Genomic DNA, 14,557 nt, shown 5'->3' with positions numbered 1-14,557 from the left:
CATTGGCATCAACTCCCCGCCAATGATTCACACCGATGCGCATCACCCCGCTTCCCCCCCTGCCCTGCCTGGTCGCCTTCGAAGCGGCGATGCGCCATGGCAGCTTTACCCGGGCCGCCACCGAGCTCCATCTCACGCAGAGCGCAATCAGCCGGCAAATCGCGCAGCTTGAACGATTCCTGGGCAAGAAGCTGTTTATCCGCGAGCCGCGAGCGTTGCGGCTAACCGTCAGTGGCCAGCAGTATGCGGAACAGATCCAGCGCCTGCTGGTCAGCTGCGCCGAAGCCACCGAAGATGTGATGAAGCGCAAGGGCCGGGTCGAACTGACCGTGGCCTGCTCCTCGGGCGTGGCGGTGCTTTGGCTGACGCCGCGCCTGGCCGCGTTTCGCGCGCGGCATCCCGACTTCCGCGTACGGCTGGTCGTCAATGACAGCCTGGCGTCGCTGTCAGGCACCGATTTCGATATCGGGCTCTACTACCTCAGGGAAGGCGCGCCGAGCGGCATGGCGGCACAGCGGCTCTATGACGAAGAGGTTTTTCCGGTCTGCGCGCCGTCCTATCTCGATGGCCGCGAACTCAGCGTGGCCGCGATGCCGAAAGAATCGTTGCTGGTGCTCGAAGACGCGCAGCGCATCTGGATGTCGTGGCCGGCATGGTTTGCGCGCAATGGCTTGCGCGAGTCGCGCTTCGAGCGCGAGCTCGTGGCCAATACCTATCCGGTCCTGGTGCAGATGGCCATCGAAGGCCAGGGCATCGTGCTGGCATGGCGCCATATGATCGACCGTTGCCTGGCGGCGGGCCTGCTGGTGCGCGCCTGCCAGGCCAGCGCCTCGCTGGGCGGCGGGTACTACGCGGTATGGCCGCGCGATCGCGCCGAGCCGGCGGCAGCGCGCGCATTCCGTCAATGGCTGATCGAGGAAAGCGGCGCCGACGCCTGAACTAGACCGCCAGCGCCTTGCGCACCGCGTCGGTCACCTGGGCGACCACACCTTCGCGCCAGTCGTCGGCATCGCCATAGAACGCCGTCCACATGGCTTGCCGGATCAACGCACGCTGGTTTTCATCGGCATCGGGATGGATATGCAGCCAGTGGTCGCCACGCAGCGCATCGAGCACCTCGGTCAGCGGCAAGGTGCCGAATTCGAGCGCAATGCCCGCGTAGTCGATTGACGGCAAGGTCTGCGGCACGGCCAGCCACGCCAGTCCGGTCAGGTTGGCCGAGGTCGACGAGCCATCGTAGATCGACGTCACGCTGCTGCCCCAGATCGCGCGTGTCAGACCAAGTTGGCTGGCCTGGTTCGGCCCCATGTAGATCGGTTCCCCGTACCCCCAGGGCCCGAGTCCGGTATGGACATCGACCCAGCGCAGCACGCCGCGCCCAGCGCCAAAGCGCGCCAGGATGCGGCGCAAGGTGTAATTGCTCCAGGTTGCCTTCTGGCCACCGAAGAACATGCCGGCGCGGTCCTGGTATTGCCCGGCGCTGACCGCCGCCTGATACCAGTCCATGCCCTTCTGGGCCACGGTCTTCATCAGTTCCGCGTGCTCTTCGCACGACGGTGGCCACTGCGACGGCAGCAGCAGCGGCGCCACTTCCGCATACGCTGGATTCAGCGGCAACGGCTGGTCGAAATCCATGAAGTTGCGATTCAGGTCGACGTTGTCCTCGTTGACCCGCCGCAGGTAAGAGAAGCCGTAGGGATTCACGGCATGCACCAGCATCAGCGCAAATCCGGCGCGCCGGCAATCGGCGTGTAGCGCGGTATCGGCCAGCATCGCCACCTGCGCACCCGAGCCGCAGAAACCCTCGGCGCCATGTGTGCCCGATGTCACCAGCAGCACGCGCTGAGCGTCGGCGGCGCCGATCCATGCAACATCCATGGCCAGCGTCTCGCCTTCAAGGCCAACTTGGGTAGGATGGGGAAATTCAGTCAGCGTGGCACCGCACGAACGTGCGGCATCTAGAAACTTCTGGCGCGCTTCGGCATAGCTACGCGCAAAGTACCGGACGGAAAGGCTGGCAGGCATGGCGGCATGGGCCTGGGCCGAGTGGGGATGCCCTCAATGTAACGCCAATCCGGCATCGAGCGCCACCACCGCCTAGAACCGCCCGCCGGATTCGGCTTCGTCGGGCCATGCCGAACGGAACGCATGCGGATGCATGACAATCCCGGCAGCCTCGATCTGCGCGGCGGACAGCACCAGATGTCTGGCCAGCCAGTCATGCAGGCTGCGCAGGAAACGTATGCGGTCCACCCGATTGGACGCTGCGATCAGCCATTCCAGCTTGACATGCGCGGTGTAGACGTCGAGCAGGTTCAGGCTCTTGAGCTTGGGCGGTGTGGTGGCACTGCGCTCGATTGCCAGCACGCGCTGGACCTGCGCATGCGTCAGCGGGCGTCCCGCGGCAATCTGCTGGTACAGGTCGTCCAGTGCGGGAAACCGCACGGTCGGCTGCACGCGTGGCACGCTGGCCACCTTCTCCATGCGCAATACGACGTAGCAGGTCGCTGCGTTGCGCCGTTCCAGTTCCAGTTCCGCGGCAGTCGGCTTGCGGCGTGGCAAGGTATCGAACTGCACATCGGCAAGCTTCACGGCATCGCGCGCGGTGTAGTCGGGGATCTGGTCGAGCATGCCCGGCACGGCCAGCGTGGCGCGTGCGCATTCGAGGCCAAACGGATATTCCTGGCCATCGGGGCCACGCAGGATCCATGCGTGGCCTTCCGGAAAGCCATGATGCCGCCCGCCCTTGCTGCTGCGCGCGTGGCAGCGCGTGGTGGACGGATCGGCAAAGTCCTTGCGAACGGGGATCCAGCTCCCGTGCATGGGTGAAGTCATGGATGTGGCAGATGCAAATGGGGAATCGGCCGCCATTGTCCCATTGTTTGCCTACCTCTCCCCAACTTCTACTTGAGCATGAACGACATTGCCGAGCAGCAGTTCAGCATGCGCACCGCGGCCTGTACGGTCGGTGCGGTAAAACATAGCGTCACGCCGTCCACACGTTCGAACGTGGGCCATTGGCAGAACAGGTCGGCGTGCGCCGTGGTCTGCGTCTGCAAACGGCACGTTACCGGACCGGAAAGTTCGAAGCAGCGCGCCTGTGGATGTGCGATGGCATCGCGCGTGGCGGCTTCCGCGGCACTGGCAATCGCCTCGCACGCAGCGGCTGGCGACAGCGTCGTACCGCTGCCCTGCCCGCCGGCGGTCTTGGTCTGGACGTAGCGCACCCACGGCATCAGCGGCTGCGTCTCGGCAACGAACACGTCGTCGCCGCTGGCCATCAGCACCGGCACATCGAACTCGCCGGCCAGCGCCGCGTAGATGCCGGCTTCGCCCAGTTCCATTCCATTGAGCCAGACGCGCGCAAACGCGCCGCTGTTGATCGTGTGCGCCAGCACGCCGCGACTTTGCGCGCGGCCGTGGTAGCCGATCATGAACACACCGTCGCAGTCCTGTTCGACGCCCGCCACCATGCTCAGGTAGCGCGGCTTGCCCAGCACCAGTTGGGCGCGCGGGTCGATGCGGTCGGGCAGCAGGTTGCGGAAGCCGCCATGCGAATCGTTGACCAGCACCTCGCTGGCGCCGCCGGCAAACGCGCCTTGCACGGCCGCGTTGGCCTCGGCCGTCATCCAGGCGCGGGCGCGTTCATATTCGCCGTTGCCGGCTCGGGTCTGCTCGGCATGGAACACGCCGGCCACGCCCTCGATATCTGCGGAAATCAGGATCTTCATGCGGTCAGGTCTTGCAGTACTTCACGCAGCGCGCTGCGGCGGTGGCCATCACGGCCATGCACGGTCGTGGCATGCCACAGTGCGTGGACGATGGCCTGCTCGACACTGTCCGCGGCAGCACGGAATAGCGGATCGAGCTTCGATTCATGCATCATCGGCAAAGCCGGCATTGGCGCGTCGGCCAGGTGCGGCACGGTATAGGCAGTGGAGAATGCCAGCACGATATCGCCCGAGCCATGGCCGTAGACCGAGCCGGTGCGCGCCAGCCCGGTGCCGGCACGCAATGACAGCCGGCGCAACTGGCGTGCATCGAGCGGGGCATCGGTCGCCACGATCATGATGATCGAGCCCTTCTCGGCTTCGGCAGCCTGTTTCAGGCGTGCGTCCAGCTCGGCGCCAAGCGGCCGGCCGGCAAGGATCAGCGATTCGGGCGTACCGAAGTTCGACAATACCAGCGCACCGACCGTATAACTGCCAGCCACGCGCGAGGCGGTGCCGATGCCGCCCTTGACGCCGAACGACGACATGCCACGCCCCGCCCCGACGGCACCCTGTGCAACTTCCGCACCGGCGGCCGCCAGCGCGGCATCGTAATGCTGGGCGTGCACGGCCATTGCCTGGATATCGTTCAGGTAGCCGTCATTGCATTCGAACACCAGCGGATTGACGGTGGGCCACTGCCGGCCGATCTCGGGATTCCCTGCAATCGCGGCACGGATCTGCGCCTGGGCAAGTGCGCCAACCGAGAACGTGTTGGTCAGCGCGATCGGTGTTTCCAGCACCCCGAGTTCTTCGACCTGCACCAGACCGATGCTCTTGCCAAAGCCATTGAGCACGGTCGCGGCGGCAGGCACCTTGTCCAGGTAGACATTGCCCGCATGCGGACGGATCACCGTCACGCCGGTCTGGCAGTCACCATCGGCCAGCGTGCAGTGCCCCACCGTAACGCCGGCCACATCGGTAATCGCATTGCGCGCGCCGGCCGGCAGCACGCCAACGACAGGAGCCTCGGCCAGCATCAGCGACGGTCGATCTTCGGGTCCAGCGCGTCGCGCAGGCCGTCGCCAAGCAGGTTGAACGCCAGGACGGTCAGGAAGATTGCCAGGCTCGGGAAAATGGCCACGTGCGGTGCGGTCACCATGTCCGCGCGCGCTTCATTGAGCATCGCGCCCCACTCGGGCGTGGGCGGTTGCGCGCCAAGGCCCAGGAACGACAGGCCAGCGGCGGTAATGATCGACGTGCCGATCCGCATCGAGAAATAGACCACGATCGACGACACGGTACCCGGCAGGATATGGCGCGTCAGGATGGTCCAGTCCGATGCGCCGATGCTGCGTGCCGCCTCCACATAGGTCAGGCCCTTCAGCATCAGCGTGTTGCCGCGTACCAGGCGCGCAAACGCGGGCACGCTGAACACCGCCACCGCGAAGATCACGTTGACCATGCCGTTGCCGAGAATGGCCACGATGGCGATGGCCAGCAGGATGCCCGGGAACGCGAACAGCACGTCGCAGATACGCGTGACGATGCGATCCCACCAGCCTTCGTAATAGCCGGCCATCAGACCCAGCACGGTGCCGATGATGGCACCAATGATGACCGAGAAGAAACCGGCGGCCAGCGAGATACGCGTGCCAGCCAGGATGCGGCTGAAGATGTCGCGGCCCAGCGAGTCGACGCCCATCCAGTGCGCCATCGACGGTCCGGCATTGAGCGCGTCATAGTCGAAGAAATTCTCGGGGTCGTACGGCACGATATGCGGCGCCAGGATGGCAACCAGCACCAGCAACAGTACGAATGCACCAGCGGCCAGCGCCAGATGCTGCTTGCGGAACTTGCGCCAGAATTCGGTCCAGGGCGTGCGCACGGCCTCGGGAGTCGCGGTCGATGCTGCGGCGGCGGACGTGGAAAGCTCTGTCATGTCGGCCTCCTTACTTGTAACGGATGGTGGGGTTGATCACGGTGTAGAGCATGTCCACCACCAGGTTGATCATGATGAATTCGAGCGAGAACAGCAGCACTTCGGCCTGGATCACGGGGTAGTCGCGCATCTCGACGGCGTCCACCAGCAGGCGGCCCAGCCCCGGCCAGTTGAAGACCTTCTCCACCAGGATCGAACCACCCAGCAGGAAACCGAACTGCAGGCCCATCATCGTCACCACGGGGATCATCGCGTTGCGCAGCGTGTGCTTGATCACCACCACGGTTTCGCGCACGCCCTTGGCGCGCGCGGTGCGCACGAAATCTTCCTGCAGCACCTCGATAAACGAGGCACGCGTAAAGCGCGCCATCACGGCGGCCACGGCCGCACCCAGCGTCAGCGACGGCAGGATGTAGTGCTTCCAGCTATCGGCGCCAATCGACGGCAGCCAGCCCAGCTGGACCGAGAATACTTCCATCAGCAGCATGCCCAGCGCGAAAGCCGGAAACGAGATGCCGGACACGGCCAGCGTCATGCCCAGGCGGTCGGGCCATTTGTTACGCCACACGGCGGAGCTGATGCCGATGGCCATGCCGAATATCACGGCCCAGACCATCGACGACACCGTCAGGTACAGCGTGGGCAGGAAGCGCTCGCCAATTTCCTCGGAAACCGGGCGCTTGGAGCGCAGCGAAGTACCAAACTCTCCACGGAGCGCATTGGTGAAGAAATGCACGAACTGCTCGTGCATCGGGCGGTCCAGCCCAAGATCCTTGCGCACCAGGTCCACGGTAGCCGAATCGGCTTCCGGGCCCGCGGCCAGCCGCGCCGGATCGCCGGGCAGCAGATGGACGAAGAGAAACACCAACACTGCCACGATCAGCATCGTCGGTATCACGCCCAGAACTCGTTTGAGGAAGTAATTCAGCATCCTGACACCAGAAAAACCAGAAAACAGAAATCGAGACCGGCGGCCGCCCGCCCTTTCACCCCGCATGCACGGGCGGGCGGCCTCACGGCTTACCGCTTGTATTTACAGCTTGTTATGGGAACTGCCTTACCGCGACTGCTACCACTTCACTGCTCCCCTCTCCCGCGAGCGGGAGAGGGGTTGGGGGCGAGGGCGTGAGGTTCAAATTGCGACTTGTCTCAGCTTGAAACCTTTACCCTCTCCCCCGCCCCTCTCCCGCAGGCGGGAGAGGGGAGAAAACCGACAGCTTTTTACAGCCTTACTGCTTGATGTCGATCTCGTCGAAGTTGAACGAGCCGTCGGGCATCACGTAGGCACCGGTCAGGCGCTTCGAGCGTGCATATACGATCTTCTCGGTCACCAGGAACGCCCACGGAGCATCCTTCCAGATGCGTTCCTGCGCGTCCTTGTACAGCTTCGACTTCTCTGCGCGATCGGTCGTGCGCAGCGCGCCGGCGATATCGGCATCGACCTGATCGTTCTTGTAGTACGCGGTGTTCAGCAGCTTCGGCGGCATCGATTCGGAAGCCAGCAGCGGGCGCAGCGCCCAGTCCGACTCACCGGTCGACGACGACCAGCCCACGTAGTACATGCGCACGCCAGCGTCCTCGGGCTTCTGCACCGACTCCACACGCTCCACGCGCTGGCCGGCTTCCAGTGCCTGCACCTGGGCCTTGATGCCCACCTGCTGCAGCTGCTGCTGCACGAACTGGATCACCTTTTGCGCGGTCGTGTGGTTATAGGCCGACCACAGCGTGGTTTCGAAACCGTTCGGGTAGCCGGCTTCCTTGAGCAGCTCGCGTGCCTTGGCCGGGTCATACGGCCACGGGCCCAGCTTCTCGGCGTAGTCCACGCCCTTCGGCACCACGCCCTCGGCCGGAATCGCATGGCCGGCGAACGCCACCTTGATCAGCGCTTCCTTGTTGATCGCGTAGTTGATGGCCTGGCGCACCTTCGGGTCATTGAACGGCTTGACCATGGTGTTGAAAGACAGGTAGCGCTGAATGATCGACGGCGAGTCGATCAGGTCCACCTTGGGGCTGGCCTTGAGCACGGCAGCCTGCTCGAACGGAATGCTGAACGCAAAGTCGGCCTCGCCGGTCTGCATCACGGCCGAACGCGTGTTGTTGTCCACCACCGGCTTCCACGTGATGGTGTCGATCTTCGGATAGCCGGTCTTCCAGTAGCCGGCAAACTTCTTGCCCTTCAGGTAGTCGGTCTGCTTCCATTCGACGAACTCGAACGGACCGGTGCCCACCGGGTGGAAGGCGATCTCCTTGCCGTATTTCTTGAGCGCGGTCGGGCTGATCATCACGGCCGACGGGTGGGCCAACACGTTGATGAACGGCGAGAACGGCTCCTTGAGCGTGACGCGCGCGGTGTACGGATCCACCACTTCGGTCTTGGCCACGCGGTTGAACAGCGTGTAGCGCTTGAGCTTGTTGGCCGGGTCGGTCACGCGGTCGAAGTTGGCCTTGACGGCCGTGGCGTCGAACGTGGTGCCGTCGTGGAACTTGATGTTCTTCTTGAGCTTGAACGTGTAGACCAGGCCGTCCTTGCTCACGTCATAGCTTTCGGCCAGTACGTTGACAAGCTTCAGGTCCTTGTCGAAACCGAACAGGCCCTGGTAGAACGACTTGGTGGCCGCCTGCGACAGCGTGTCGTTCGCATCGTACGGGTCCAGCGTGGTGAACGTGGAATACACGGCCATCACCGCCTCCTTGGCGGCAAAGGCCGGCGCGGCCGCCAGCATACCCATGGCGCCCACTGCGGCAGCACCGGCCATCAGCCGGAAAGAAACCTTCGACATCTCTTTTTCTCCTCTCGGGAAATTCAAGGACTTCAAGACAACAACATCAGTAGGCACCGCCAATGGCGTGCCGGGCTACGTAATGACCATGCGCACCGCTACCTGCGACCGCCACCAGCGGCTGCACCACCGGTTCGTCGCCGACCGCGCGGATCGGGCTCGGGATTTCATCGGACAACGGCTCGCGCTTCACGTGGCGACGCGCCGGGTCGGCAATCGGCACCGCGGACATCAGCTTCTTTGTGTACGGGTGCTGCGGATTCTCGAAGATGGCGCGACGCGGACCAATCTCGACGATCTGGCCCAGGTACATCACGGCCACGCGGTGACTCACGCGTTCCACCACGGCCATGTCATGCGAGATAAACAGGAACGCCACGCCGAGTTCGCGCTGCAGATCGAGCATCAGGTTGACGATCTGGGCCTGGATCGATACGTCCAGCGCCGACACCGATTCGTCGGCCACCACCACCTTGGGATTCAGCGCCAGCGCACGCGCGATGCAGATCCGCTGGCGTTGCCCACCCGAGAACTCGTGCGGATAGCGCGATGCATGCGCGGGGGTCAGGCCAACCTTTTCGAGCAGCCAGGCCACGCGCGCTTCGGCCTCCTTGCCGCTGGCCACCTTGTGCACCAGCAGCGGTTCCATGATCGAGTAGCCCACCGGCACGCGCGGATCGAGCGAGGCGAACGGATCCTGGAAAATGAACTGGATATTGCGGCGCAGTGCCTGCAGCGCCGGGCCCTGCATCTTGCTGATGTTCTGGCCCGCGAATTCGATGGTCCCGCTTTGCGCATCGACCAGCCGCAGCAGCGAGCGTCCCGTGGTGGACTTGCCGCAACCCGACTCGCCCACCAGTGCCAGCGTTTCGCCGGGATACAGATCGAAGCTGACCTGCTCCACCGCATGCACGCGGCGCGTGACCTTGCCGAACAGGCCGCCCGGCACGTCGAAACGCGTGACCAGGTCGCGCACGCGCAGGATCGGCGCGGCATCGGCCGGCACGGTGTCCTGCGGCAGTTCCTTGACCGGCGCGGCCGCGTCGTTGGCCTGCACCAGCGGGAAGCGCGACGGCAGGTCGGTACCCGACATCGCACCGAGCTTCGGCACCGCCGACAGCAAGGCCCGGGTGTAAGGGTGCGCGGGCGCGTGGAACACGTCGTCGGACGTGCCCTCTTCCACTTTCTCGCCGCGGTACATCACGAGCACACGGTTGGCCACCTCGGCCACCACGCCCATGTCGTGCGTGATAAAGACCACACCCATGTCCATTTCGGACTGCAGGTTGCGGATCAGTTGCAGGATCTCGGCCTGGATCGTGACATCGAGCGCGGTCGTCGGTTCGTCGGCAATCAGCAGCGCCGGCTTGCACGACAACGCCATGGCGATCATTACGCGCTGGCGCATGCCACCCGACAACTGGTGCGGGAAGCGGTCCAGCACACGACGCGCCTCGGGAATACGCACCAGTTCGAGCATGCGCAGGGCTTCGGCACGCGCGGCGGCCTTGCTCTTGCCCTGGTGCAGGCGGATCGATTCCGCGATCTGCTCGCCGACCGGGAACACCGGATTCAGCGAGGTCATCGGTTCCTGGAAGATCATCGCCACATCGGCGCCGCGTACGGTGCGCAGCGTCGATTCCGGGGCCTTGGCCAGATCCAGCACCTCGCCGCCACGACGACGCAACAGCATGCTGCCGCTGGCAATCTTGCCGCCGCCGTGTTCCACCAGGCGCATCAGCGCCAGCGACGTCACGGACTTGCCCGAACCCGATTCACCCACCACGGCCAGCGTCTCGCCACGATCGACGTGGAACGACAGGTTGCGCACCGCTTCGACCGTCCGTTCGGACGTGGCGAAGCGGACCGTTACGTTGTCCACCGCCACCACGCGCTCGGGTGGCAGCACAATGCCCTGCTTTGAAACTGTAGTCGCCATATCAGCCGTAGATCCAGACGTTGACCGGGGCGCCCACGCGGGCCACGCCGCGATACATGCCTTCGGTGTTGAACGGCAACGTGACGTTGCCCGCGCGATCGACCGCGATCAGGCCACCGCGGCCATGAATGGCCGTCAGCTTCTCCATGACCACGCGCCGCGCAGATTCCTCGAGCGTCAGCCCCGCATAGCGCATCTGGGCCGATACGTCGAAAGCCGCCACGGTGCGGATGAACATTTCGCCGGTGCCGGTGGCCGATACGGCCGCCACGTCGTCGGCATAGCAACCGGCGCCCAGCACCGGCGTATCGCCCACGCGGCCCACCTGCTTGTTGGTGACGCCGCCGGTGGACGTTGCCGCCGCCAGGTTGCCGTGGATGTCGCACGCCACGGCGCCGACCGTGCCGAACTTGGTGTCGGCATCGAGCGGATCCGCACCCTCGGACTGGACGGCCTTGGCCGCCAGCGCTGCCGCATCGTGATCGAGCAAGGCCATGCCGGCCGTGGCACGCGCCCGTTGCCATTGGTCGTGGCGCGCCTGCGTGAAGTAGTATTCCGGCGCCACGAGTTCCAGGCCTTGGGCTGCGGCAAACGCCTCGGCACCGTCGCCCGCGAACAGCACGTGTTCGCTATGTTCGAGCACCGCGCGCGCGGCCAGCACCGGATTGCGCAGCCGCTTGACGCAGGCCACCGCGCCGGCATTCAGCGTGGCGCCATCCATCACCGATGCATCGAGCTCGTAGGTGCCGGCGTGCGTCAGCACCGCGCCCCTGCCAGCGTTGAACAGTGGACATTCCTCGAGCAGGCGCACCGCTTCGGTCACCGCGTCGAGCGCGCTGCCGCCGTCGGCCAGCACGCGCTGGCCAGCCAGCAGCACCTGTTCCAGCGCGGAGGTGTATTCGCTTTCGCGGTTGGCGTCCATGGCCGCACGGGTAATCGTGCCAGCGCCGCCGTGGATGGCGATAACAGCTTGTGACATAGGTCCTTCTACTTCTCTACTTCAATCGGAAGACTTCGATGCAGCGCGGTCTTCGCGCGCACCGGGCGCGCCGTAGAGCCACGGCAGCAGGAATTCGGTCATCTCGGCGGCGGCCTTTACGGAGCGCGCCGAACGGTAGGCCACGGCACCACACAGCGCTTCGATCAGCGCCAGCACCGTGGCATCGGAATTGGCCGACAGGCGGTTGCCGGCGTTGGCATACAGCGCGATATCGGCCAGCGGTGCCAGCGGCGAGGTCGGGCCATCGGTCAGCGCCAGCAGGCGTCCGCCGTGTGCTTTTACGCGCTGCGCCAGCACCATCGAATCGGCCACGTAACGCGGAAATGCGATCGCAATCACGAGGTCCTGGGGTGTCAGCTTGAACAACTGGCGCGCCGCATGCGAAGCACCGCCCACGGTGGACACCGACGTCACCATGCGGCAGTGCATTTCCAGGCCATGCTGCATCAGCCCCGACAGGAAGCCGCTGGCACCGAAGCCCATCACATAGACCCGTTCGGCGCCCAGGATTGCATCCACGGCGCGCTCCACCGATCCGACGTCGAGGTTGCGGCGCGTGGATTCAAGATTGCGGGCACCGTCATCGAGCGCGGCGGCGAATACCTCGCCCACCGTGGTCGGTCGCGCCAGCTCGTCGCGCAGGCGTTCGACCGGCGCCAGCGTGGCTTCGAAGCCGCGCACCAGTTCGGCACGGAACTGCGGATAGCCCTCGAAACCCAGCGCCTTGGCAAAGCGGTTGGCCGTGGCCACCGACACCTCGACCGCCGTGGCGAATTCGTCGATGCGCATGGTGGCCGCGCGAAACAGGTTGTCCAGCACATAGTTCGCCATGCGCTGGTGCGCGGGCGTGAGCGTGGGCAAGGCACGGGCAATGCGTTCGGAAATCGTCTGGCCGTCGGGCATGTCAGGACGTCAAAAGGGTTCAAGGGCCGGTTCAAGGGCCGCCGGCGCACCAATCTGGCACCACCTTAGGCAAACGGCTATGAAAAGGCACTTTCGCAGTGCAGCAATCCATGTAAATAAATTTACACGCAAATGCTGTGCCCGGCGAAGCCAAAGTGCACGATTAGGGGAAATCCCTCAATACATGCGTGCGGACATGCAAGCGATCTGAAAGCCAGCCGGGTGGATCGCGGCGGCTTCGGGGGTCTGGCGCGCTACAATGCCCGCCTGCCGAAAGAACCGTTTTCCTGCCTTCCTCGTGATCCGAATCGACCAGCTTGTCCTCCAGCGCGGCACCAAGGTGCTGTTCGACCACACCAGCGTGACGCTCAACCCTGGCGAGCGCGTGGGCCTTGTCGGCGCCAACGGCAGCGGCAAATCCACGTTGTTCTCGATGCTGCGTGGCGAGTTGCACCCGGACGGCGGCGATCTGTTCGTACCCGCGCAGTGGCGCATCGCCCACGTGGCGCAGGAAACCCCGGCGGTCAGTCGCACCGCGGTGGAATACGTGATCGACGGCGACACGAAGCTGCGCGAAATCGAGGCCAGCATTGCCGCCGCGCAGGCCAGCGGCGATGGTTCGGCCGAGGGCGAAGCCCATGCCGCGTATGCCGATGCCGATGGCTATACCGCCGCGGCGCGCGCCGAGGCGCTGCTGCTGGGGCTGGGTTTCACGCTGCCGCAGGTGACGCAGCCGGTGGCATCGTTCTCGGGCGGCTGGCGCATGCGCCTGAACCTGGCGCAGGCGCTGATGTGCCCGTCAGACCTGCTGCTGCTGGACGAACCGACCAATCACCTGGACCTCGACGCCATTGTCTGGCTCGAAGACTGGCTGGCGCGGTATCCGGGCACGCTGGTGATGATCTCGCACGACCGCGAATTCCTGGATGCGATCTGCACGGTCACGGTGCATATCGAGAACCAGCAACTGAAGCGCTACGGCGGCAACTACACGTTGTTCGAAACGATGCGGCTGCAGCAGATGGCGCAGCAGCAGGCGGCGTACACGCGCCAGCAGAAGGAAATCGCGCACCTGGAATCATTCATCACGCGCTTCAAGGCCAAGGCCACCAAGGCGCGCCAGGCACAGAGCCGCGTCAAGGCATTGGAAAAGATGGAACGGCTGGCCCCGGTACATGCAGCCGCCGGCTTTGCCTTCGAATTCCGCGAACCCGATTCGGCGCCCAACCCGATGATGGTGCTCGATAGCGTGGACTGCGGCTATGCCGAAGCCGAGCCGCCGGTCACGATCCTGCACAACCTTGCGCTGTCGATCCAGAATGGCCAGCGCATCGGCCTGCTTGGCGCCAATGGCCAGGGCAAGTCGACGCTCGTGAAAACGCTGGCTGGCACACAGGCGCCGCTCAATGGCACGGTACGGCTCGGCAAGGGTCTGGTGATCGGCTATTTTGCGCAGCACCAGTTGGAAACGCTGCGCGACCATGACTCGCCGCTGCAGCACCTGGCACGGCTGGCGCCAGACGTGCGCGAGCAGGAACTGCGCGATTTCCTGGGCAGCTTCAATTTCCGCGGCGACATGGCCACGTCGTCAATCGAGCCGTTTTCCGGCGGCGAGAAGGCGCGGCTGGCGCTGTCGCTGATCGTCTGGCAGAAGCCAAACCTGTTGCTGCTCGACGAACCGACCAACCACCTGGACCTCGACACCCGCGAAGCGCTGACCATGGCGCTGGCCCAGTTCGAAGGCACGCTGATCCTGGTATCGCACGACCGGCACCTGCTGCGCGCCACGTCCGACCAGTTCATGCTGGTGGCCGACGGCACGATCCGCCCGTTCGATGGCGACCTCGACGACTACCGCGACTGGCTGTTGCAGCAGGCCGCCGCCAAGCGCAACGCGGCGGTGGCAAGCCATGCCGCCGAAGCGGCACCGAGCGTCAACCGCAAGGACCAGCGCCGCGCCGAGGCCGACGAACGGCAACGGCTGTCGGTACTGCGCAAGCCGCTGACCAAGGAACTGGAAAAGGTGGAAAAGCGCATGGCCGTGCTGCAGGACGACAAGACCACGGTCGACGCGTTCATGGCCGAATCCTCAAGCTACGAGGAAGCCAACAAGTCGAAGCTGATGGAGATGCTCAAGCGCCAGGGCGAAGTCACGAGCGAACTCGATCAACTCGAGGAACGCTGGCTGGAACTGCAGGAACAGATCGAGCAGATAGAGTGAAGGCTTGAATTTGTGATGGTTTGACTCCCCTCGCCCACGCAGTGGGAGAGGGGTTGGGGGAG

At 64.8% G+C, this 14,557-nt stretch carries 12 protein-coding genes; 2 read left to right on the top strand and 10 right to left on the bottom strand.

Annotation, left to right across the window (positions count from 1 at the left end; genetic code table 11):
- The first annotated feature begins 35 nt into the window (after nucleotides 1-35).
- The gene (locus ACO550_RS37055; RefSeq protein ID WP_315597525.1) at nucleotides 36-938 is read left to right on the top strand and encodes a LysR substrate-binding domain-containing protein; all 903 of its coding nucleotides are present in this window, start codon (nucleotides 36-38) and stop codon (nucleotides 936-938) included.
- 1 nt (nucleotide 939) lies between these two features.
- Here the strand turns inward: ACO550_RS37055 and ACO550_RS37050 are convergent, their stop codons facing one another.
- The 10 genes from ACO550_RS37050 to ACO550_RS37005 form a co-directional block, all read right to left on the bottom strand.
- Entirely contained in the window at nucleotides 940-2,025 is a 1,086-nt protein-coding gene (locus tag ACO550_RS37050; RefSeq protein ID WP_315597526.1) for a DUF2817 domain-containing protein, read from the bottom strand.
- 72 nt (nucleotides 2,026-2,097) lie between these two features.
- Nucleotides 2,098-2,835, bottom strand: a complete 738-nt coding sequence (locus ACO550_RS37045; RefSeq protein ID WP_315597527.1) for a hypothetical protein — start codon at nucleotides 2,833-2,835, stop codon at nucleotides 2,098-2,100.
- 68 nt (nucleotides 2,836-2,903) lie between these two features.
- Nucleotides 2,904-3,731 carry a M55 family metallopeptidase gene (locus ACO550_RS37040; protein ID WP_315597528.1) on the bottom strand — a complete coding sequence of 276 codons (828 nt, stop codon included), beginning with the start codon at nucleotides 3,729-3,731 and terminating at the stop codon, nucleotides 2,904-2,906.
- On the bottom strand, nucleotides 3,728-4,750 hold the full coding sequence (locus tag ACO550_RS37035) for a P1 family peptidase (protein ID WP_315597529.1): 1,023 nt from the start codon (nucleotides 4,748-4,750) through the stop codon (nucleotides 3,728-3,730). Before ACO550_RS37035 ends, ACO550_RS37040 begins: the two co-directional genes overlap by 4 nt.
- A complete protein-coding gene (gene gsiD / locus ACO550_RS37030) occupies nucleotides 4,750-5,652 on the bottom strand; it encodes a glutathione ABC transporter permease GsiD (protein WP_315597530.1) in 903 nt (300 codons plus the stop codon). The genes ACO550_RS37035 and gsiD overlap by 1 nt, the downstream gene beginning before the upstream one ends.
- A 10-nt stretch (nucleotides 5,653-5,662) precedes the next feature.
- Complete coding sequence (gene gsiC / locus ACO550_RS37025) at nucleotides 5,663-6,583, bottom strand: glutathione ABC transporter permease GsiC (RefSeq protein ID WP_315597531.1); 921 nt, start codon at nucleotides 6,581-6,583, stop codon at nucleotides 5,663-5,665.
- 298 nt (nucleotides 6,584-6,881) lie between these two features.
- Nucleotides 6,882-8,432, bottom strand: coding sequence for a glutathione ABC transporter substrate-binding protein GsiB (gene gsiB, locus ACO550_RS37020; protein WP_315597532.1), 1,551 nt, complete (start codon nucleotides 8,430-8,432; stop codon nucleotides 6,882-6,884).
- Nucleotides 8,433-8,478: 46 nt separating this feature from the next.
- Nucleotides 8,479-10,371: a dipeptide ABC transporter ATP-binding protein gene (locus tag ACO550_RS37015; protein WP_315597533.1), complete on the bottom strand. Its 1,893-nt coding sequence runs from the start codon at nucleotides 10,369-10,371 to the stop codon at nucleotides 8,479-8,481.
- Between the two features lies 1 nt (nucleotide 10,372).
- The gene (locus tag ACO550_RS37010; protein ID WP_315597534.1) at nucleotides 10,373-11,350 is read right to left on the bottom strand and encodes an isoaspartyl peptidase/L-asparaginase; all 978 of its coding nucleotides are present in this window, start codon (nucleotides 11,348-11,350) and stop codon (nucleotides 10,373-10,375) included.
- 21 nt (nucleotides 11,351-11,371) lie between these two features.
- Entirely contained in the window at nucleotides 11,372-12,274 is a 903-nt protein-coding gene (locus ACO550_RS37005; RefSeq protein WP_315597535.1) for an SIS domain-containing protein, read from the bottom strand.
- Between the two features lie 298 nt (nucleotides 12,275-12,572).
- On the opposite strand from ACO550_RS37005, the gene ACO550_RS37000 reads away from it, so the two are divergent.
- Entirely contained in the window at nucleotides 12,573-14,495 is a 1,923-nt protein-coding gene (locus tag ACO550_RS37000) for an ATP-binding cassette domain-containing protein (RefSeq protein WP_315597539.1), read from the top strand.
- Nucleotides 14,496-14,557 lie beyond the last annotated feature (62 nt).

Source organism: Cupriavidus sp. (genome assembly GCF_057315035.1).
This window is presented reverse-complemented; position numbering and strand designations above follow the sequence as displayed.